This is a genomic window from Ewingella americana (assembly GCF_006438725.1).
Lineage (GTDB): Bacteria > Pseudomonadota > Gammaproteobacteria > Enterobacterales > Enterobacteriaceae > Ewingella > Ewingella americana_A.
Genome location: NZ_RCZD01000010.1, coordinates 29,970 through 50,659 on the forward strand (window position 1 = coordinate 29,970; position 20,690 = coordinate 50,659).

The 20,690-nt window shown below is 54.7% G+C and carries 18 protein-coding genes; 8 read left to right on the plus strand and 10 right to left on the minus strand.

Features of this window, described 5'->3' with window-relative positions:
* Positions 1-22: 22 nt before the first annotated feature.
* Positions 23-1,219 carry an MFS transporter gene (locus EAH77_RS17640; protein WP_140474127.1) on the minus strand — a complete coding sequence of 399 codons (1,197 nt, stop codon included), beginning with the start codon at positions 1,217-1,219 and terminating at the stop codon, positions 23-25.
* Positions 1,220-1,410: 191 nt separating this feature from the next.
* Here EAH77_RS17640 and EAH77_RS17645 point away from each other — a divergent pair, with 191 nt between their 5' ends.
* Positions 1,411-2,319, plus strand: coding sequence for a LysR substrate-binding domain-containing protein (locus EAH77_RS17645; protein WP_140474128.1), 909 nt, complete (start codon positions 1,411-1,413; stop codon positions 2,317-2,319).
* Between the two features lie 4 nt (positions 2,320-2,323).
* On the opposite strand, the gene EAH77_RS17650 is transcribed toward EAH77_RS17645, so the two are convergent.
* Positions 2,324-2,731, minus strand: coding sequence for an OsmC family protein (locus EAH77_RS17650; RefSeq protein ID WP_140474129.1), 408 nt, complete (start codon positions 2,729-2,731; stop codon positions 2,324-2,326).
* A 371-nt stretch (positions 2,732-3,102) separates the two neighbouring features.
* Here EAH77_RS17650 and crp point away from each other — a divergent pair, with 371 nt between their 5' ends.
* Both crp and EAH77_RS17660 read left to right on the plus strand, forming a co-directional pair.
* Positions 3,103-3,735, plus strand: coding sequence for a cAMP-activated global transcriptional regulator CRP (crp, locus tag EAH77_RS17655; RefSeq protein WP_140474130.1), 633 nt, complete (start codon positions 3,103-3,105; stop codon positions 3,733-3,735).
* 93 nt (positions 3,736-3,828) lie between these two features.
* Positions 3,829-5,907, plus strand: coding sequence for a YccS/YhfK family putative transporter (locus tag EAH77_RS17660; protein ID WP_170215681.1), 2,079 nt, complete (start codon positions 3,829-3,831; stop codon positions 5,905-5,907).
* 639 nt (positions 5,908-6,546) lie between these two features.
* On the opposite strand, the gene argD is transcribed toward EAH77_RS17660, so the two are convergent.
* The 7 genes from argD to ppiA all read right to left on the minus strand — a co-directional run bounded on the left by argD (position 6,547) and on the right by ppiA (position 13,206).
* On the minus strand, positions 6,547-7,764 hold the full coding sequence (gene argD, locus EAH77_RS17665) for a bifunctional acetylornithine/succinyldiaminopimelate transaminase (protein WP_140474131.1): 1,218 nt from the start codon (positions 7,762-7,764) through the stop codon (positions 6,547-6,549).
* Positions 7,765-7,943: 179 nt separating this feature from the next.
* Positions 7,944-8,519 carry an aminodeoxychorismate synthase component II gene (locus EAH77_RS17670; RefSeq protein WP_140474132.1) on the minus strand — a complete coding sequence of 192 codons (576 nt, stop codon included), beginning with the start codon at positions 8,517-8,519 and terminating at the stop codon, positions 7,944-7,946.
* A gap of 57 nt (positions 8,520-8,576) precedes the next feature.
* On the minus strand, positions 8,577-9,179 hold the full coding sequence (locus EAH77_RS17675) for a putative adenosine monophosphate-protein transferase Fic (RefSeq protein WP_140474133.1): 603 nt from the start codon (positions 9,177-9,179) through the stop codon (positions 8,577-8,579).
* Positions 9,169-9,339, minus strand: coding sequence for a YhfG family protein (locus EAH77_RS17680; RefSeq protein ID WP_140474134.1), 171 nt, complete (start codon positions 9,337-9,339; stop codon positions 9,169-9,171). The genes EAH77_RS17675 and EAH77_RS17680 overlap by 11 nt, the downstream gene beginning before the upstream one ends.
* Before the next feature lie 129 nt (positions 9,340-9,468).
* Positions 9,469-10,674 (minus strand): aldose 1-epimerase family protein, encoded by a 1,206-nt coding sequence (locus EAH77_RS17685; protein ID WP_140474135.1) that lies wholly within the window; start codon positions 10,672-10,674, stop codon positions 9,469-9,471.
* A gap of 286 nt (positions 10,675-10,960) precedes the next feature.
* Positions 10,961-12,484, minus strand: a complete 1,524-nt coding sequence (locus EAH77_RS17690) for a helicase HerA-like domain-containing protein (RefSeq protein WP_140474136.1) — start codon at positions 12,482-12,484, stop codon at positions 10,961-10,963.
* 152 nt (positions 12,485-12,636) lie between these two features.
* A complete protein-coding gene (gene ppiA, locus EAH77_RS17695) occupies positions 12,637-13,206 on the minus strand; it encodes a peptidylprolyl isomerase A (protein ID WP_140474137.1) in 570 nt (189 codons plus the stop codon).
* 263 nt (positions 13,207-13,469) lie between these two features.
* On the opposite strand from ppiA, the gene EAH77_RS17700 reads away from it, so the two are divergent.
* From EAH77_RS17700 to EAH77_RS17710, 3 genes are read left to right on the plus strand one after another with little or no spacing between them, the layout of a single operon-like run.
* Positions 13,470-13,793: a PTS sugar transporter subunit IIB gene (locus EAH77_RS17700; RefSeq protein WP_140474138.1), complete on the plus strand. Its 324-nt coding sequence runs from the start codon at positions 13,470-13,472 to the stop codon at positions 13,791-13,793.
* The gene (locus EAH77_RS17705) at positions 13,780-15,087 is read left to right on the plus strand and encodes a 6-phospho-beta-glucosidase (protein WP_140474139.1); all 1,308 of its coding nucleotides are present in this window, start codon (positions 13,780-13,782) and stop codon (positions 15,085-15,087) included. Before EAH77_RS17700 ends, EAH77_RS17705 begins: the two co-directional genes overlap by 14 nt.
* Positions 15,088-15,127: 40 nt before the next feature.
* Entirely contained in the window at positions 15,128-16,123 is a 996-nt protein-coding gene (locus EAH77_RS17710; RefSeq protein WP_140474140.1) for a LacI family DNA-binding transcriptional regulator, read from the plus strand.
* A 186-nt stretch (positions 16,124-16,309) separates the two neighbouring features.
* On the opposite strand, the gene EAH77_RS17715 is transcribed toward EAH77_RS17710, so the two are convergent.
* On the minus strand, positions 16,310-17,593 hold the full coding sequence (locus EAH77_RS17715; protein ID WP_140474141.1) for a cytosine deaminase: 1,284 nt from the start codon (positions 17,591-17,593) through the stop codon (positions 16,310-16,312).
* A gap of 212 nt (positions 17,594-17,805) precedes the next feature.
* Here EAH77_RS17715 and nirB point away from each other — a divergent pair, with 212 nt between their 5' ends.
* Together nirB and nirD are read left to right on the plus strand one after the other, a co-directional pair.
* Positions 17,806-20,361: a nitrite reductase large subunit NirB gene (gene nirB / locus EAH77_RS17720; protein WP_140474142.1), complete on the plus strand. Its 2,556-nt coding sequence runs from the start codon at positions 17,806-17,808 to the stop codon at positions 20,359-20,361.
* Positions 20,358-20,684: a nitrite reductase small subunit NirD gene (gene nirD / locus EAH77_RS17725; protein WP_140474143.1), complete on the plus strand. Its 327-nt coding sequence runs from the start codon at positions 20,358-20,360 to the stop codon at positions 20,682-20,684. The genes nirB and nirD overlap by 4 nt, the downstream gene beginning before the upstream one ends.
* The last annotated feature ends 6 nt before the right edge of the window (positions 20,685-20,690 follow it).

Below are 20,690 nucleotides of genomic sequence, written 5' to 3' on the forward strand. Positions count from 1 at the left end.
TCATTTCCTCAGTCATATTCTGTTAAACCGCATCGCGCAGCAGCGCCTGGGAGCGACGGGCCAGCGGCAGGATCACCAGACCCGAAACCACCATGGCCATCGCCAGAAAAATAAAGGTCGAAAAATAGCTTTGCGTCACGGTGATCAAATACCCCATGGCGATCGGTGCCACAAAGCCGCCTAACGTGCCGCCGGTATTAATAATGCCCATCGCCGCGCCCATCACGTCCGTAGGCAGGCGTTTCATCGGCAAGGTAAACACCGTCACAAAGGAAGCCATCAGGAAAATATAGCCGAGGAATAAGAACAGCCCGGCGGTCATAGCCGACGTCGTGGTGTACACCAGCCAGATACAGAGCGCGCTGAGCATTGAGCTGCAAAACACCACTTTCGGCTCTTTACCCTGCATATAGCGCCCCACCAGCCAGCCGGTAACCAGGGAGGAGATCCAGATCCCTAAACCGCCGGTCGCCACCACCAGCCCCGAGGTATCCAGCGACATGCCGCGCTGCTGCACCAGATACTTCGGCAGCCACGCCATCAAACCGTATGAAGGAATGTTGATGCAGAAAATAGAAACAAACAGCAGCAGCACAATCGGGTTTTTCAGCAAGGCACGATAGCCGCAACGGGTTGAAGTCGATTTAGCATTAAGCGCCTGCGGGGGATTAGGGACGAAAATCACGATGCAAATGGCGATAACAAACGCCAGGATGCCTAATACCGAGAAAGATCCGCGCCAGCCGAGGGAATCCAGACTGTAGACCGCAATCAGCGGTCCGGCGGTCATCGCCAGACCGGCCGAAGAGAGCAAAATAGATTGCGCGAACGTGCGCTGCTCAAGCGGGAAATTGGCCGCCACGGCTTTCGCACAGGACGTGGGATACCCCGAATGCCCGACGCCGGCCAGAAAACGGAACGTCACCAGCAGACCGAATCCAAATCCCAGTAAACCAAAGCACAGGGCAAAGCCGCCCAGCATAAACAGCGACAGGATCAGCACCTTTTTGAAGCCAACCCGATCATTGAGCCACCCGGCAGGGATCTGAAACAGGGAATAGGCGAGGAAAAAAACACCGGTAATGTAGCCAAATTGCTCGGGCTTAAGATTAAATTCCTTTTCTATTGGCAACAGCGCAAAACCAATCACGGTTTTATCGATGTAAACCACCGCGTAACCGACGAACAGCAAAAAAATCATCAGGGAACGACTTTTCATAGCGGATATCCCTTTCTGTTATCACCCGCTCAGTTTTATTCACTGTCGGACGAAGGCTAAAATGCGACGCACATCACTTATTTATTGAATTACAACAAGTTATTGATAGCCAGATGACGCTACCAGCTTTACAGCCGCGCCATAAGATGCAATTTTCAGACGAGTGATGCTTTTTTCTGATAGGGCGCGAGATGAGATATCTGCCGAAATTGCAGCAATTGAAGGTTTTCCAGCAGGTGATCCGCAGTGGGAGTATTCGCGGTGCCGCACGGGCGATGAACCAGTCTCAGCCAGCGGTCAGCCGGTCGCTGCGTGAGCTTGAACAAACACTCGATACGCAACTGGTGGTGCGCGGCAACGAAGGGATGACGCTGACTTCAACCGGCAGGGCTTTTGCGCAGCGTATGCAGTTCATTCTTGAGGAGCTGGAACGGGCCGCCGACGAAATTCAGCAAATGAATCAGTACACACAAGGTGCGGTCGCCATTGGCTGCTCTTCGCTGATTGCGATGACGGTTTTTCCGGCGCTGGCCGATGAGTTTAAAGGGGCATTTCCGCAGGCCAAGTTGATGGTCAAAGAGGGGCAACTTTCGACGCTGCTGCCTGCGCTGCGCGAAGGCCGGCTGGATTTTGCCGTGGGGACGATTGGTCCGGGGCTGCCGCTGGAGGATCTGGTGCGCGAGCCGTTATTTTGCGCACCTTTCGGTATTCTTGCGCGGCGTGGGCATCCGCTGGAAAACGCCACCACGCTCGAAGAGTTACAGACCGCCCGCTGGGTGCTGCCCGAGACGGATATGGGGTACTACCAGCAGATCCAGCTGTCGATGGGGATGTTTTATCAGCAGTCGGCGGAAACGCCGGTACGCACTGACTCGGTGGTCTGCGGGTTAAATCTGGTATTGCAGTCTGACTATCTGACCATTGTGGCGCGGGCGATGGGCACGCCCTTCGGTTTGCAGGACAAGCTGCACCTGCTGTCCATTGATAGTCTGCCGCAGGCGGAATATTGCGTACTCTATTCGCAAAAATCGCCGCTAACCTTTGCGGCGCGGCGATTTCTGGATTTACTGCGGGCCCATTGCCAGGCGTACTGCTGGTGAACCTTTATTCCGGTTCAACCACTTCAAAACTGTGCGTGATAGTGGCGGCTTTCCCCAGCATCAGCGATACCGAGCAGTATTTCTCCGCAGACAAGGCCACGGCACGCTCCACCACGTTGTCTGATAAATCCTTGCCGGTGACAATAAAGTGCAAATTGATATTCGTGAACAGGCGCGGTGCCTCTTCACGACGTTCAGAGGTCAGCTTCACTTCGCAGTTTTGCACATCATTGCGACCCTTTTGCAAAATAGAGACGACGTCGATGGCGCTGCAACCACCGGCAGACATGAGCAACATTTCCATCGGGCTTGGGGCTTTATCGCCCGCGTTGCCATCCATCAAAACCTGGTGACCCGACGCTGATTCACCCAAAAACGTCAACCCTTCAACCCATTTTACCCGTGCCTGCATGTGCTTTACTCCCGGTATCGTTATTACGCCAAAATTTCTTCCAGACTACCCTTTTAGGAAAAAACCGGCAACGTAACCCGATCGCCATCATGCTGAAGCGAGACAACAGAAGACACTCAGGCAAACCTGTGCTACAAACGAAGCCGATACACACTTTTCAGTAAATTGCGGTGATGGGTTTGTGGTTTTCAAAATGAAGCCACGGTGTTAACAGCAATATATAGATATATAAGTTGTTGCACTCCGACTCCCGCTTGCAGCATTACTGGACAGTTCTTATGCTAAAAGGGCGCGTATTTTTTTAAGACGCCATACAGGGAACTCTGAGCCCTGTGATTTTGGGCAGCGATAACAACAGAGGATAATAGCTAATGGTTCTCGGCAAGCCACAAACAGACCCTACTCTTGAATGGTTCCTGTCTCACTGTCATATACATAAATATCCATCGAAAAGTACGCTGATTCACCAGGGTGAAAAAGCCGAAACGCTCTACTACATCGTGAAAGGGTCGGTTGCCGTCCTGATTAAAGATGAAGAAGGCAAAGAGATGATACTTTCCTACCTGAACCAAGGTGACTTCATCGGCGAGCTGGGACTCTTCGAAGAAGGTCAGGAACGTAGTGCATGGGTTCGCGCCAAATCTGCCTGCGAAGTGGCTGAAATTTCTTATAAAAAATTCCGCCAGTTGATACAGGTAAATCCAGACATTCTGATGCGCCTTTCTGCTCAGATGGCGACACGCTTGCAAGTCACGTCAGAGAAAGTGGGTAACCTCGCCTTCCTCGACGTCACCGGCCGTATCGCGCAGACCTTGCTCAATCTGGCAAAACAACCGGATGCGATGACCCACCCGGATGGTATGCAGATCAAGATTACCCGTCAGGAAATCGGTCAAATCGTCGGTTGTTCACGCGAAACGGTGGGCCGTATCCTCAAAATGCTGGAAGATCAGAGTCTGATCTCCGCACACGGTAAAACGATTGTCGTTTACGGCACCCGTTAATTCCCAGATAAACGGCGCGGCAGGCAACTGTCGCGCCGTTTTTATTGGTCGATAGGAAACATGATCGCGCGGCTGAAAAAGCAACGGATGATGTTGTGGCGTCGGTTTTTTTATCATCCCGAAGTCAACTATGCCCTGCGTCAGACGCTGGTGCTGTCAATTCCCGTGGCGCTTGCCTGGATGTTCGGCCAGTTACAAATGGGCCTGCTGTTCTCGCTGGTGCCTGCCTGCTGCAATATCTCCGGTCTCGATACCCCGCATAAACGCTTTTTCAAACGCCTGATTATTGGCGGTTCTCTGTTTGCTTTCAGCAGCCTGATACTGCAATTGATGCTGGTGAACTGGCACGTTCCGCTGCCGCTGATTATGTTATCGCTGGCACTGATGCTCGGCGTCACCGGTGAAATCAGCCCGCTGCATGCGCGTTTACTGCCGGGTGCGCTGGTGGCCACTATTTTCACGTTGAGCATGGCAGGCGTGGTGCCTATCTGGCATGCACCGCTGCTGTACATCGTCGGTACCGCCTGGTACGGGCTGTTTAACTGGGCATGGTTCCGCTTGTCCGAAGAACAACCCATGCGCGAAAGCCTGAGCCAGCTCTATCTGCAATTGGCGGACTACTTCGAAGCCAAATATAGCCTGCTGACGCAACACACCGACCCCGAAACAGCCTTGCCGCCGCTGCTCAAACGCCAGCAGCAGGTGATTGACCTCATCGCCCTGCTCTATCAGCAGTTGCATATGTTGCCGCATCATGACAACCAACATAAGCATAAACGGCTGTTCCAGCGGTTTCAGGTAGCTCTCGACTTGCAGGAGCACATTACCGTCAGCCTGCATCTGCCCGAAGAAGTGCAAAAGTTGGTGGAGGAGAGTCATGCCGAAGCGGTGATCCGCCGTAATGCACAGGTGATTGCCGCCCGGCTGCGGGTGCTGGCGGACGACATTCTTTATCACCGGCGTTCCGAGCGTTTCACCATGGCCAATGAGCTGGCGGCACTGGAGAAAATCGCCTCGCGCTACCGTGATAACCCGGTCGGTCAGTTCTGTTATTACCATTTCAGCCGCATCGCACGTCTGCTGCGCACCCAGCGCCCGCTTTATCGCCGCGATCTGATGCAAACGCAGACCCGCCTGCCCTTCTGGGCGGCACTGAAAAGTTATCTGTCGTTTAAATCCGTGGCGCTGCGTAATGCCGCACGCCTCGGCGTGGCACTGGCCATCGGCAGCAGCCTCGGGCTGTTCTTCAATTTGCCAAAACCCTACTGGATTTTGCTCACCGTGATGCTGGTCAGCCAGAACGGCTACAACGCCACGCGGGTGCGGATCCAGCACCGTGCGCTCGGCACACTGATCGGTTTACTGCTCGCTGCCGGTCTGTTGCAACTTGAGTTGCCCGAAGGGGTGACGCTGATGTGTATGCTGTTAATCACCGTGGCTTCATACACTGTGCTGCGAAAAAACTACGGGCTGGCGATGATTGGTATGACGGTCACGGCGGTCTATACGCTGCAACTATTGGCGATGAATGGCGCACATTTTCTGGTTCCCCGGCTTATCGATACCCTGATTGGCTGCGCGCTGGCATTTGGCGGCACGCTCTGGCTATGGCCGCAGTGGCAGAGTGGCCTGTTGCGGCAGAATGCCTGGCAGGCGCTGGAAAGCGATCAGAACGCCATCCGGTTACTGTTGGAAGAAAATCCTGATCCTGTGAAACTGGCTTACGCCCGCATGCAGGTCACGCAGGCGCACAATGCCCTGTTCACGGCGCTCAATCAGGCGATGCAGGAACCGGGCTTTAACTCGCGTTATCTGACCGACATGCGCTTATGGGTGACGCACAGCCAGTTTGTGGTCGAGCATATTAATGCCATGACCATTCTGGCTCGTGAGCACTACATGCTGACGCCCCAGCTGGCGATGGACTATCTGCAACGTTGCGAAATCGCCCTGCAAAGTTGTCAGCAACGCCTGACCTACGACGGCCCGAGCAGCGAAAACAGCCTGTTCGCCACCCCCGAATTACACCCCGACATGCCGATAACCGAGATGGAACGCCATCTGCGGCGGGTGCTGTCACATTTGAGTGTCATGCACACTATTTCGTCACTGGCGTGGAAGCAGAGGCCACATCATGGGATCTGGCTGACACGGCGAGTCAGGGATCGCTGAACAGTTTCGGCTGTTCAATCGCCAATTCAACTTCAACTTCAACTTCAACTTCAGCTTCAGCTTCAGCTTCAAGACCGTGGGCTCGCCGCCCACACTGGCCCAAAGGAGGTTTAAACGAACCTCCTTTGGAATCCTGCGTTTTTTTAACTGCGCGCTATCGCTGGGTTATTGGACATGTTCTGAAACTTCCGCGTGAGGCGCAAAATGTCACGGCTTCGCCGTCCCCGAATTTCGGGATTCGAGCCTCAGGTCTCGAACCTCTCATCCGGTGCCATTTTTGACTGCGCCTTAGCGGCTATGTAGGTCAAAAGATAAAAAACAGAATAAAAGACAATAAATCTGTCTGGTTTTGAATTTAAGAAAGCTTCGGCCGCGTTCAAAACGACGTCGAATGAGTGGTGAAAAACAGCGAGAGTGTTTTTCCGAGCTGGTCCGAACCCGAAATGAGAGTACCGCGCAGCGGCGGAGTTTGCGGCTATAACGGAAATTCCTGAAACACGGCCATTGTGACCAGCGCAGCTGCTGTTTTTTAAAAAGCTCGGAGTCCAGAGGGCCGAGCGACTGCGGCCCTCTGGTCGGTGTGGGCCGACGCCCACGACCTTGAATTTGAATTTGAATTTAAAAGCGTCCGGGGCTCGCTCAGCCCCCCAAAACTTTACCAATCGCTTTCTCAAAGCGATTCATCCCCTCGCTGATGTCTGCGAACTCAATCACCAGGGATGGCGCAAACCGCATAACGTTCGGGCCGGCTACCAGAATCATCAGGCCACACTCGGCGGCGGCTTTGTGGAATTCGCCCGCGCGGTTTTTGTAGGCGTCGGACAGCTCGGCACCGATCAACAACCCCTGACCGCGGAACTCTTTGAACACGCCGTATTTCTGATTAATGGCTTCCAGCGCCTGAATGAAAGCCTCGCGGCGCTCACTGATACCTGCCAGCACCTCTGGCGTATTAATGATATCCAGCGCCGCTTCGGCAACAGCGCAGGCCAGCGGGTTACCGCCGTAGGTAGTGCCGTGTTTACCCGGCTCCATGACCGAGGCTACCTCTTCCGTCGCCAACATCGCACTGACCGGGAAACCGCCGCCGAGCGCTTTGGCCGCGGTCAGAATATCCGGGGTAACGCCGTAATTCATGTAGCTGAACAACTTACCGCTGCGGCCCATACCGCTTTGTACTTCGTCAAACACCAGCAAAGCCTGATGCTCATCGCACAAATCACGTAAACCTTGCAGGAATTCCTGAGTGGCTGGCATTACACCGCCTTCGCCCTGAACCGGTTCAACCACGATGGCGCAGGTATGGTCATCAATCACGGCTTTTACGGCGGCGAGATCGTTGAACGGTACGTGGACAATGTCAGCCGGTTTCGGGCCAAAGCCATCAGAATATTTTGGCTGACCGCCAACGGAAACGGTGAACAGCGTACGACCATGAAACGCGTTATGAAAGGCGATGATTTTACTTTTGTACGGGCTATGGCGGTGCGAGGCGTAATAACGCGCCAGCTTGAAGGCGGCTTCGTTGGCTTCTGCGCCGGAGTTGGCGAAAAACACCCGGTCAGCAAAGGTGGCGTCAATCAGCTTCTGCGCCAGTCGCAGAGCAGGTTCGTTGGTGAAGACGTTACTCACATGCCACAGGGTCTCGCCCTGCTCATGCAAGGCTTTCACCAGCGCAGGATGACAATGCCCCAGGGCGGTCACCGCGATACCACCAGCAAAATCAACGTACTCGGTACCCTGCTGGTCCCACACGCGGCTGCCTTTCCCTTTGACAGGAATAAACTGCGCAGGTGCAAAAATAGGCAAAATCACCCGATCAAATACATCACGACTCACCGCTGCTTTCTCTGCCATTATCCTTATCCTCTTCAATCTGTTACACGTGATATCACACGTTAACCGCCGTTATAAGACAGCATCCACACTCGCGCTGAATGTGAAAATATAGTCATAAAATATGCATAATAAATCACGCGCAGGCAAACAAAAATCGGCCTTTGCGGGGAAGTAATTTACTCCCGGAGGTTAAGCAGTTAAATCTTAAGGAAATTATTCAACAGCTGATGGCCCTGCTCGCTGAGAATGCTTTCAGGGTGAAACTGGACACCGTGCAGAGGAAGCTGTTTATGGGCGATACCCATGATCTCGTCCGGCTGGCCATCGCGTTCGGTCCAGGCGGTAAGCGTGAAGCACTCAGGCAGGCTCTCTGCGGCAACGATCAGCGAATGGTAGCGCGTCACGGTAAGGGGATTATTCAGACCACTAAAAACACTCTGTCCGGTATGACGAATCGGCGAGGTTTTGCCATGAACGGCCTGACGCGCCCGCACCACCTGCCCACCAAAAGCTTGCGCCATGGCCTGATGCCCAAGGCAAACGCCGAGAATAGGCAGCCGGTCGGCAAAATGGGTGATGGCCGCCATGGAAATGCCCGCGTCGTCCGGCGTGCAGGGGCCGGGCGAGATCACCAGATGGGAAGGGGCCAGCTGTTCAATATCAGCGAGACTGAGTTGATCGTTACGTTTAACCAGCACCTCGGTACCCAGCTCGCAAAAATATTGATAGAGGTTATAGGTAAACGAGTCGTAGTTGTCGATCAGCAGCAGCATGGCGGTCCGGGTCTTCAGTCAATGAAATTACCCGGCCAATTCTACCCACTTTCGCGGCTAGTTGCCGCTGTCGATTTCACTGACCACTTTTTTAAAGATTTCGGTCAGCGGTTTTTCATCACCAAATACCGCCGCCTTGTTGGCCTCCAGCCAGCGCACCTGCCCCACTTTCGACCACTGGATGTCATAACCGGCATGAATGATCAACTGTTCGAAGAAGATACGCTGAGCACGGCCATTCCCTTCGCGAAACGGATGCAGCAGGTTGATACCGGTGTAGTAGTGGGCGAGTTTTTTACACAACGCGTCCAGCGGCAAGTCCGCCAGATAAGCCTCACCTTCCAGCGCCTGCATCAGCGCATTGCCCTCTTTCTCGATGTAGGCAAAGTGGCAGAACGGGGTGTCCTCTTTATAGATATCCATTTCGCGCAGTTCACCGGCCCAGGTGTAGATATCCTGAAACAGCGTCTGATGAATAGCGCACAGATGCGGTAAGCCCATCGCGGGTTGTCCGAGGGTGATCGTCGCGGCACGCAGCGCAGTAAAGGCCATCTCGGCCTGCGCCAGACGGTTGGCTTCGTGGATTTCCAGCTTATTCTTCAGTACATGGATACCGGGATAGACATAGGGGTCGACGCCTGCGTTCAGCTTATCGTTCATAGTGCGCCCTCAAATCTTCAAGCCGTTGGGCAATTTGCTCGTCGCTTAGCCTGACCTGGTCGATCTGTAATCCGTCCAGCTGACTGCTGGCCATAAAATTGAGGTTTTGACGCTCACGGAACAACTTTTCTTTCTGTTTTAGGGTCGGTGTAGTACTCATCTAAACTCCTCTGGCATGGATTTTAACACCTGTCTTCTGGGGTTAAGTATAGACAGGGAAAAGACGGGCGAAAAAACCAACAAAAAGGCGCCACCGGGGCGCCTTGAAAAAATTCATATTTCAGGAAAATCACTCAACGGCGATAGGCGTATCGCTGGTTTCGGTTTTCTGCGTGCCCTGAATCGTTTTCACCCGTTGCTCAAATTTACTCACCGCGTCAGCATCCGGCAGCAGCGAGTAAGTCAGTTCGAACACGGTACTCTGCCCAGGTTGCAGCTGTTTGACACGGCCCTGTTTACGTTCAATGGTCACCGGATAAGCATAGTTGGTGCCGGGTTCGATGCCTGTGACGTAACCCTGCTTCAGCGTATCGGTATTTTTCCACAAGGTCAGCAATGGCAACTGATGGGTATTGAACTCAATGGATGCGCCTTTATTACCCGCCTGGTTAACCACGCCGGCAATGGTTTTACCTTGCGCATCGGCGTAAGGCACCATGTTGAAGACCATTTCATCAAAGTTTTTGGTCGGACCGGCGTAGGTCTGCCAGTCTTTCATGCCTTTTTTGGCGTAATCATTAAAAGGTGAAATTGATTTCACCGGTGCGATGAAACGCGCGCCCTGCTCGAGGATCGGCTGACCAAAATTACTGTGATAGATGATCTGGTAGTCATGCGGGTAGTCAGACTGGTTGGTCAGGGTGTCGTGAATAGTCCACGAGTGACTGCCCGGCACATAGCGCAGCTCGGTCCACGTCTCTAGTTTGGCTTTCTTGAAAGTGTGTTCTTTGATCAAGCCGCGCACGGTGATTTGATACGGCGCAGTGTCGGCAATGTCCACGACCACTTTCGACGCTGGCGTGTTGCCTGCACGGCCATGCAACGTATAAATCATGCCGTCAGCCACCACCGGATGCCCGGTCCATTCGTAGCCACAGCGCACCATCATCTCATTAAAACCTTCAAGCCAGCCCACACCATTGCGGCTTTCCAGATTGATAAACGCCGGGTTAACCACTTCATTGACCGGGGAATCCCAGCCGAGCCGGATGTTGTCACCGGTCACATGGAGTAAATCCATGCCGCGCGTCGGGCTGAGAGCAATCGTCAGTCCTTTACTGGTGATGGTCAGGACTTTGGAGCCTTCCTGCTTACCGCCGTGCAGCACTTTCTGCTCAATGCTGAAATCGGCACCCGCCAGCTTCAGCTTTTGGCTGCTAATTTGCCAGTCACCCTTGTCAGTCCCGGCTTCAGCATCGGTCAGCACGAAAGATTGTGCCGCGACCTGCCATGACATCAGCCCCATTACCACGCCCGTTACGATGATTTTTTTCATTCTTCATACCCTTTGCTGAATTGATTAAGCGGAAACAGCCTAAGCCTAGTAACAGCCACGCTATAAAAATGTGACAGCTTTCAACTCGCGGGACATTGACGCGTTTCAGTGGAAGGATTTGTCGGTTATCTGACATTACTGCATGCAAGAAGAAGAGGAATTACACTGACAAGGTGATGCTACGCAGGAAAAAACAGCAAAAGCTGACGCGCTTCAGCTAATTTTATTATGTTATGTACATAAAAAACCCTGCCGGAGCAGGGTGTACGCGGGTCTAAAAATCAGTTTATTTCTTACGCCCGCCCATTATTGACCCCAAAATGCCGCGCAAGATCTGACGCCCGACATCACGTGCCATGCTTTTCGCCACCGACTGCACCACGCCGTCACGTTTCCCGCCACGCGGACCGGTCGAGCCGAACAGAATTTCATTCAGGCCGCCCATCAGACCGCCGCCGCTGGCCGGGTTTTCTGCTGGTTTCGGCGCGGTACTGCCTGGCGCTGGCGCTACCGTGTCAAAACCCTGTGCGTTAATTTTTTCATACGCCGATTCACGGTCAATCGCATCTTCATAACGCCCATACAGCGGCGACTTATTCAGCGCCCGGTTCAGGCCGTCATTACCCAGCAGGCCCATTTTCGATTCTGGTGCGATCACCATTGCCCGTTCAACCACGTTCGGACGCCCCTTTTCATCAAGAAAAGAGACCAGCGCTTCACCGACACCCAGCTCAGAAATAGCCGTTTCAGCATCAAACGCTGGATTGGCACGCAGGGTTTGCGCCGCCGCTTTTACCGCTTTCTGATCGCGCGGGGTAAAGGCCCGCAGGGCATGCTGCACCCGGTTGCCCAACTGCCCGAGTACGCTGTCGGGGATATCCAGCGGGTTCTGGGTGATAAAATAGATCCCGACACCTTTAGAACGGATAAGCCTGACCACCTGCTCGATCTTGGTTAGCAAGGCGGCAGGCGCATCGGTAAACAGCAAGTGCGCTTCATCAAAGAAAAACACCAGCTTTGGCTGCTCCGGGTCACCCACCTCCGGCAGATGTTCGAACAGTTCAGCCAGCAACCACAGCAGGAATACCGAATAGAGTTTCGGCTGGTTAATCAGTTTGTCGGCCGCCAGGAGGTTAATGATGCCGTGACCGTTGGCGTCGGTTTTCATCAAGTCCTGGATGTCGAGCATCGGCTCGCCGAAGAACTGATTGGCTCCCTGGCTTTCCAGCGACATCAGCCCGCGCTGGATAGCGCCCACTGAGGCCGGTGAAATATTGCCGTACTGCGTCTGGAACTGTTTGGCGTTGTCACCAACAAACTGCACCATCGCCCGCAAATCTTTCATGTCGAGCAGCAGCAGGCCGTTGTCATCGGCAATTTTAAACACCAGGTTGAGCACGCCGCCCTGCACGTCGTTTAAATCCAGCAGGCGGGCCAGCAGCAGCGGGCCGAGGTCAGACACCGTAGCGCGGATTGGGTGGCCCTTCTCGCCGAAGATATCCCAGGGAATGAGCGTGCAGGCCTGCGCCTGCCAGTCGGTGACGCCAATGCCCTGCAACCGGGCATTCAGTTTTTCCGAGATGACACCCTCCGCGCCGATGCCGGACAGGTCGCCCTTGACGTCGGCCAGAAACACCGGCACGCCGATGCGGGAAAATTGCTCGGCCATTCTCTGCAAGGTGACGGTTTTCCCGGTGCCGGTCGCGCCGGTGATCAGGCCATGACGGTTCGCCAGCGCAGGCAAAATGACCAGATCCCGCGTCGGCTGGCCATCATGCATGGCTTTGGCTATCAGACGTGCTTCACTCATTTGATTGTCCTTTGAGATCGGGTGTGCTCGCCCGCTGATTAAAACCTATTAGTCAGCCGAATAAGCGTCAAGTGATCGGCGGAAAACAGGCAATAAAAAACCCCCGTTAAAAAACGGAGGTTTCAATAAGCCGGTGAAAAATGCTTAACGGTTTATGGTAAAACTTTCGCAGAAAGAATCACCACTGGCGTGGTCGGCACGTTCTGGTAAGGACCGACGTTATCGGTTTTTACCTGGGCAATTTTATCAAGCACGTCCATGCCTTTGATCACTTTACCAAAGACGGCATAACCGAAGTCACGCTGGCCGTGGTCGAGGAAGGCGTTGTCCGCGACGTTGAAGAAGAACTGGCTGGTGGCGCTGTCTTTCTCCGCGGTGCGGGCCATAGCGATAGTACCGCGCAGGTTACGCAGGCCGTTGTCCGCCTCGTTGGCGATCGGCGCATTGGTCTTCTTCTGCTGCATATCAGCAGTAAACCCGCCACCCTGGATCATAAAGCCCGGGATGACGCGATGGAATATGGTGTTGTTGTAATAGCCGCTTTGGGCGTAATCGACAAAATTCTTCACAGAAACCGGTGCCTTGGCACTGTCGAGTTCCACTTCAATATTCCCTGCGGAGGTAGTCAGCAGCACGTGTTGCTGTGCAGCAGCCAACGCAGCTGGCGACAACGCAGCCAGAGACAGCAGTGCGGTGAAGGTCACTAAAGTACGTTTAAACATGACGGTTCCTTTCTCCAGAATACAAACAACTGATCTGATTGATTCTAAAGAGGCTCTAACCATAGCGCCAGAGCTTTACTTTTATTTACGTAGTAGCGCGTGTTTATACCTCAAATATTTCGAGTTGGATCGCGCTTTTGCATATTGTCCAATTTTTGACTTCGTGTTCAGGCTAAGATATAAAAAATGAGAGCGCTCTCATTTTCTGTTTCATCCATCGAATTTTACTGAATCACACTTTCTAAAACAGGCAGGAGTCAAACATGAAGAAGATTGTCCTTTGTTGTGCCGCAGGAATGTCGACCAGTATGTTGGTTCAGCGAATGCTGAGTGAAGCGCAGACGCGCGGCCTTGAAGTCGACGTGCGCGCCGTGCCGGTGGCAGAGTTTGAAGCCATTATTGACCAGGCCGATGTCGTGCTGCTCGGGCCACAGGTGCGTTACGAACTGGCGCGCCTGACTGACATTGCCCAGCCGCTGGGTAAAACCGTGGCAGTGATCGACATGATGGATTACGGCACCATGCGCGGCGATAAAGTACTGAACAAAGCGCTTGAGCTTATCGGAGGTACACATGAAGCCGTTTAAAATTGCCATTATCGGCGGTGGCAGCAGCTACACGCCGGAGCTGGTCGAAGGTTTAATTCAGCGTAGTAACGAACTGCCGGTTACCGAACTGGCGCTGGTGGATGTGGAAGCCGGGCGCGAAAAAGTGGGCATCATCGCCGACCTCACCCGCCGTATGCTGGCGCGCGCTGGTCTGGAACATGTGAATGTCAGTGTGCACTTTACGCTGGATGACGCCATCCGTGGCGCAAAATTCGTGTTGACGCAGCTGCGCGTCGGCCAGTTGCCCGCCCGTGCTGCCGATGAGCGCCTGGGCTTGAAATACGGTTTGATTGGCCAGGAAACGACCGGCGTTGGCGGTTTTGCTAAAGCGCTGCGCACCATCCCGGTATTGCTGGGCATCGCCCGCAAAGTGGAAGAACTGGCGCCTGACGCGTTTATCATCAACTTCACCAACCCGGCCGGTATTGTCACCGAAGCCGTGGCCCGCCACAGCAAAGCCAAAATTATCGGCCTGTGTAATGTGCCGATCACCATGCACCACATGATCGCCAAAATGCTCGGCGCAAAAGATGACGAGATCCACCTGCAATTCGCCGGTCTGAACCATATGGTTTGGGTACACCGCGTGCTGCAAAACGGCAAAGACGTCACGCAAACGGCGCTGGATATGCTGTGCGATGGCGCGACCCTGACCATGAACAACATCAAAGAACAGCCGTGGAAGCCGGAGTTGCTGCGCGCGCTGGGCATTATTCCCTGCCCGTATCACCGCTATTTCTATCTGCCACGCGCGATGCTGGCCGAAGAACTGGAGCAGGCCGCCGACGGCGGAACCCGCGCAGAGAAAGTGATGAAAGTAGAGAAAGAGTTGTTTGCGCTCTACGCCGATCCGCACCTGAACACCAAGCCGGAACAGCTGAGTTTCCGCGGCGGTTCGTTCTATTCTGAGGTGGCACTGGAACTGATCCGCTCAATCCATAATAATCTCGGCACGCAAATGGTAGTAAATACCTCAAATCATGGTGCAATTCATGGCTTACCGGACGACGCCGTGGTAGAAACCAACTGTATTATTGACGCCAATGGTGCCACGCCGCTGGTCTTTGGCCGTTTGCCACCGGTATTGCATACGCTGGCCGATCAGGTGAAAACCTTCGAACGTCTGACCATTGACTGCGCCGTTCATGGCGACCGGCAAAGCGGCCTGCTGGCGCTGATGACCAATCCGCTGGTCGGCGATGCCGCACTGGCACAACAACTCTTTGACGAGGTTTTACAGCTCAACGCGCCGTACCTACCTCAGTTCAGATGATCTTTCCCTGCCCCTGACTGGCGGGACTACAGGAGCCAGTATGGTGACATTGGAAGACGTCGCCGCCTATGCCGGAGTGTCCCGGGCCACCGTTTCGCGGGTGGTCAACGGTGATCAGAAGGTCAAGGCGGCCACGCGTGAAATCGTGGTCAGGGCCATCGCGATGCTGGGTTACAGCCCGCATCCGGCGGCCCGCGCGCTGGCGTCAAGTCACAGCCATACCCTTGGACTGGTCACCACGTCCTATCGTGGCGGCTTTTTCGGCTCGCTGATGGACGTGGTCCAGACTGAAGCCGAGTCTCAGGGAAAACAGTTGGTGGTCACGCAGGGTCGTGACAGCGAGGAAAATGAGCAGCAGGCGATTTCGCGGCTGTTTGGCCTGCGCTGTGATGGCCTGATTCTGCATGTCCGTTACATTACTGATGAACGCCTGCGGCAGTTGGCGCATGACAGTAATCCGTTTGTACTGCTTGACCGGCAGGTGCCGGGGCTGGAATCACACTGCGTCAGTTTTGATCACGCTCTCGCCAGTCAGCTCGCCACCCAAACACTCCTTGATGCCGGGCATCGCCACATCGCCTGCATTAGCGGCCCATTGGGGCGATTTTCCGCCCGTCTGCGCTGGCAAGGGTTTATCGCTGCCATGGAACGGGCTGGGGTCACGCCGCTGGCGACGCTGGAAGGGGATTACAATATCGACAGCGGCTTTCGCCACACAGATACACTCTTGCGCCAGCCGCTCAGACCGACAGCGATTTACTGCTGTAACGAAGATATGGCGATTGGCGCATTGCTGGCCATCAGTGAACACCGCCTGCGGGTGCCGCAGGATATTTCGCTGATCTGCTATGACAGCGGTGAGCGCGCCGACTTTGTCCGCCCGGCGCTGACCAGCGTGCATTTCCCGATCACCGATATGGCGCAGTTCGCTACCCGTCTACTGCTTAACGAACTCTCACTGGACGGTGAAATTCCCCGCCAACAGTTCGCGCCGAAAATCGTCAGCCGGGATTCGGTCGCGCCGCCACCGGGCTGATTAGCTCAATCATAGGCGTAATCGTTGCAGGCAGTTTGGACACGGATAGCGCGGAGGAACCGGAGCGTACACCTGGTACGTGAGGATGATTCGCTCTGCTCACCCTTCGGGCCGCCAATAAGTCGTTCAAAACCAAAGTGTTGCCTGAGCACTACCCTGCGCCAAAATGGCACATAAGATAGCCTGTCAGCTGTTGAAATCGACGGACTCGGTTTTATCCAGATGGATCACCGTCTGCGCGGGCTGCGTTTCGGCAATCACCACGCCGCGACGAATCGAATAGCGCACCGGCGTCTGCCTGCGCACCGCGTCGAAACCGCTCTCTGCCGCCAAAATGACCAGACTGGCGTCATGACCACATTCCAGGCCGTAGCCCTGCAAATTCATGGTGCGTGCGCTGTAGGTGGTGATCAGTTTCAGGCCGTCATCAATTTGCTGGTAACCCATCAGCTGACAGACGTGCAGCCCCATGTGCAGCACCTGCAACATATTGGCAGTGCCAAGCGGATACCACGGGTCGAAGACGTCATCATGGCCGAAACAGACGTTAATGCCGGCGTCGAGCATCTCTTTCACCCGCGTAATGCCCCGGCGTTTTGGGTAAGTATCGAAGCGGCCTTGCAGATGAATATTCACCAGCGGGTTGGCAACAAAGTTGATGCCTGACATTTTCAGCAGACGGAACAACCGCGAGGTGTACGCCCCGTTGTAAGAGTGCATCGCGGTGGTATGGCTGGCAGTGACGCGCTCGCCCATGTTTTCACGCAGTGCCAGCGCGGCGACAGTTTCCACAAAACGCGACTGCTCGTCGTCGATTTCATCGCAATGTACGTCGATCAACCGGTTGTATTGCTTCGCCAGCGCGAAGGTTTTATGCAACGACTCCACGCCGTATTCACGGGTAAATTCAAAATGCGGAATGGCCCCCACCACATCCGCCCCCCGCTTCAGCGCCTCTTCCAGCAGGGCTTCACCGTTGGGGTACGACATAATCCCCTCCTGCGGAAACGCCACAATCTGCACGTCGACCCATGGCGCAACCTCGGCTTTCACTTCCAGCATGGCTTTCAGCGCGGTGAGCGTCGGGTCGGAAACATCGACGTGGGTGCGCACATGCTGAATGCCGTTGGCGATCTGCCATTTCAGCGTCTGCCAGGCGCGCTGTTTGACGTCTTCGTGCGACAACAGCGCCTTGCGTTCAGCCCAACGCTCGATACCTTCGAACAGCGTACCGGACTGATTCCATGCAGGCTGACCGGCGGTTTGCGTGGTGTCGAGATGGATATGCGGTTCGATAAACGGCGGTATCGCCAGCCCGCCCTCGGCGTCAAGAAGGTGTGCACCCCGATCGTTGTTTTGCGGCTGGGCGATAATCTGGCGGACGACACCATCTTCAATATCGATCTGCCATAATCCTTCACGGTCAGGCATCCGTACGTTTTTAATGGAACGCAAAGGGGGTTTGATCACGCGCTACCTCATGGTTTCAGAAAGGCGGTGGGGAGAATGCAATAAGAGAACAATAGCCTGAAACTGTCTATAAATCGAAAGGTTACGTAAAAACTCAATAAAATCAGTCAAATACCACCTAAGAGGTATATTGGGATCGGCTTGATTTGCATCAATATCCCCTGCTACGCGCGCGCTATGTTTAGCCTTAGAAAATCAATATTGAGGCAATTATGAGCAAAGTCAGACTCGCGATTATTGGTAACGGCATGGTCGGCCATCGCTTTATCGAAGGCTTACTGGATAAAGCCGAGGCGGATCAGTTCGATATCACGGTATTGTGTGAAGAACCGCGCGTGGCCTATGACCGCGTCCACCTTTCCTCCTATTTTTCCCACCATACCGCTGAAGAACTGTCGCTGGTGCGCGAAGGATTCTACGAGAAGCATAACGTCAATGTGCTGATCGGCGAACGCGCCATCACGCTGAACCGCAAAGAGAAAGTCATCCACTCCAGCAGCGGCCGTACGGTGGTGTACGACAAACTGATTATCGCCACCGGTTCCTACCCGTGGGTACCGCCGATCCTCGGTTCTGACGGTCAGGACTGCTTTGTGTACCGCACCATCGAAGATTTGCACGCCATTGAAGCCTGCGCCCGGCGCAGCAAACGCGGCGCGGTGGTCGGTGGTGGTCTGCTCGGCCTTGAAGCCGCAGGCGCACTGAAAAACCTCGGCGTGGAAACGCATGTGGTGGAATTCGCCCCCGGCCTGATGACCGAACAGCTCGATGTGATGGGCGGCAACCAACTGCGCCAGAAAATCGAAAGCATGGGCGTGCAGGTTCATACCGCAAAAAATACCAAAGAGATCGTTCAGGGCGGCAGCAGCGCACGCAAAACCATGGTGTTCGCCGACGGCACCTCGCTTGAAGTCGATTTCATCGTCTTCTCCACCGGTATCCGCCCGCAGGACAAACTGGCGCGCCAGTGCGATCTGGAGATCGCGCCGCGCGGCGGCATCGTGATCAACGACCAGTGCCAGACCAGCGACCCTGACGTGTATGCCATCGGCGAATGTGCGTCGTGGAATCAGCGCACTTTCGGTCTGGTTGCTCCGGGCTACAAAATGGCGCAGGTTACCGCCGACCATCTGCTGGGCCGTCAAAACAGCTTCACCGGCGCGGACATGAGCGCCAAGCTGAAACTCTTAGGCGTTGACGTAGCCGGTATCGGCGACGCCCACGCACGCACGCCAGGCGCACGTAGTTATGTCTATCTCGACGAAAGCAAAGCGCTGTACAAACGCCTGATCGTCAGCGAAAACAACAAAACCTTGCTTGGTGCGGTATTAGTCGGCGACACCAGCGATTACGGCAATCTGTTGCAGCTGGTGCTGAATAATATCGAATTGCCGGAGAACCCGGACGCGCTGATCCTGCCCGCGCACGCAGGCAGCGGCGGCGGCGCGGCGATGGGTACTGACTCCCTGCCCGATAGCGCGCAAATCTGCTCGTGTTTCGATGTCACCAAAGGCGACATCATTAAAGCGGTGCAAGGCGGCTGCCACACCGTGGCGGCGCTGAAATCCGCCACCAAAGCCGGTAGCGGCTGCGGCGGCTGTATTCCGCTGGTCACACAGGTGCTGAACGCCGAGCTAAGCAAGCAAGGCATTGAGGTCAATCATCATCTCTGTGAACACTTCGCCTATTCGCGTCAGGAGCTGTATCACCTGATCCGCGTCGAAGGCATCCGCTCGTTCGACGACTTGCTCAACAAATACGGCAAAGGCTACGGCTGCGAAATCTGTAAACCGACCGTCGGCTCGCTGCTGGCCTCCTGCTGGAATGACTACGTGCTGAAAGCACAGCACACGCCGTTGCAGGAAACCAATGACGCTTTCCTCGCCAATATACAAAAAGACGGCACTTATTCTGTTATTCCGCGCTCACCGGGTGGCGAAATCACGCCACAGGGTTTGCTGGCGATTGGCGAAATTGCCGCAGAGTACAATCTCTATACCAAGATCACCGGCTCGCAGCGCATCGGCATGTTTGGCGCACAGAAAGACGATTTACCGGCCATCTGGCAGAAACTGATTAACGCCGGATTCGAAACCGGCCAGGCCTACGCCAAAGCGCTACGCATGGCGAAAACCTGCGTCGGCAGCACCTGGTGCCGTTACGGCGTCGGCGATAGCCTTGGGTTCGGTATCAGCCTGGAAAACCGCTACAAGGGTATCCGCACCCCGCACAAGATGAAATTTGGCGTCTCCGGCTGTACCCGCGAATGTTCTGAAGCACAGGGCAAAGACGTGGGGATTATCGCCACCGAAAACGGCTGGAACCTGTACGTCTGCGGCAACGGTGGGATGAAACCACGCCACGGCGATTTACTGGCGGCAGATCTGGATAACGCCACCCTGTTACGCTATCTCGATCGTTTCATGATGTTCTACATCCGCACCGCCGATAAGCTACAGCGCACGTCGGTCTGGATGGACAACCTCGAAGGCGGCATCGACTATCTGCGTAAAGTCATCATCGACAACAAACTTGGTCTGAGCGATCAGCTGGAAGCCGAACTGGCGCGCCTGCGTGAATCCGCCGTTTGCGAATGGCAGGAAACGCTGAATGACCCGGCAGCACAAACCCGCTTTACGCACTTTATCAACAGCGAACAGCGCGATCCGAATGTGCAGTTTGTGGCAGAACGCGAACAGCATCGTCCGGCTCGTCCCAACGAACGTATTCCGGTAACCCTCGTTAACGCCGGGGAGGAGATATTATGAGCCAGTGGCTGACACTCTGTTCCATCGACCAAATCTTGCCGGGTTGCGGCGTGTGCGCACTGGCAGGCGGGCAGCAGGTTGCGCTGTTCCGCCCGTATGCCGACGAGCAGATTTTCGCACTGTCAAATATTGACCCGTTTGCGCAGGCAAGTGTACTGTCGCGCGGTATTATTGGCGAACATCAGGGTGAGCTGTGGGTCGCGAGCCCGCTGAAAAAACAGCATTTTCGCCTGACCGACGGTTTGTGCATGGAAGACGACACTCATTCCATCGCGGCGTTTGAAACCCGTATAAAAGATGGCAACGTACACATTCACCTTTAGGAGCGC

Coding starts and splice junctions, on each gene's coding strand:
- EAH77_RS17640 (WP_140474127.1), bottom strand. CDS start 1,219: ATGAAAAGTCGTTCCCTGATGATTTTTTTGCTGTTCGTCGGTTACGCG.
- EAH77_RS17645 (WP_140474128.1), top strand. CDS start 1,411: ATGAGATATCTGCCGAAATTGCAGCAATTGAAGGTTTTCCAGCAGGTG.
- EAH77_RS17650 (WP_140474129.1), bottom strand. CDS start 2,731: ATGCAGGCACGGGTAAAATGGGTTGAAGGGTTGACGTTTTTGGGTGAA.
- crp (WP_140474130.1), top strand. CDS start 3,103: ATGGTTCTCGGCAAGCCACAAACAGACCCTACTCTTGAATGGTTCCTG.
- argD (WP_140474131.1), bottom strand. CDS start 7,764: ATGGCAGAGAAAGCAGCGGTGAGTCGTGATGTATTTGATCGGGTGATT.
- EAH77_RS17670 (WP_140474132.1), bottom strand. CDS start 8,519: ATGCTGCTGCTGATCGACAACTACGACTCGTTTACCTATAACCTCTAT.
- EAH77_RS17675 (WP_140474133.1), bottom strand. CDS start 9,179: ATGAACGATAAGCTGAACGCAGGCGTCGACCCCTATGTCTATCCCGGT.
- EAH77_RS17680 (WP_140474134.1), bottom strand. CDS start 9,339: ATGAGTACTACACCGACCCTAAAACAGAAAGAAAAGTTGTTCCGTGAG.
- EAH77_RS17685 (WP_140474135.1), bottom strand. CDS start 10,674: ATGAAAAAAATCATCGTAACGGGCGTGGTAATGGGGCTGATGTCATGG.
- EAH77_RS17690 (WP_140474136.1), bottom strand. CDS start 12,484: ATGAGTGAAGCACGTCTGATAGCCAAAGCCATGCATGATGGCCAGCCG.
- ppiA (WP_140474137.1), bottom strand. CDS start 13,206: ATGTTTAAACGTACTTTAGTGACCTTCACCGCACTGCTGTCTCTGGCT.
- EAH77_RS17700 (WP_140474138.1), top strand. CDS start 13,470: ATGAAGAAGATTGTCCTTTGTTGTGCCGCAGGAATGTCGACCAGTATG.
- EAH77_RS17705 (WP_140474139.1), top strand. CDS start 13,780: ATGAAGCCGTTTAAAATTGCCATTATCGGCGGTGGCAGCAGCTACACG.
- EAH77_RS17710 (WP_140474140.1), top strand. CDS start 15,128: ATGGTGACATTGGAAGACGTCGCCGCCTATGCCGGAGTGTCCCGGGCC.
- nirB (WP_140474142.1), top strand. CDS start 17,806: ATGAGCAAAGTCAGACTCGCGATTATTGGTAACGGCATGGTCGGCCAT.
- nirD (WP_140474143.1), top strand. CDS start 20,358: ATGAGCCAGTGGCTGACACTCTGTTCCATCGACCAAATCTTGCCGGGT.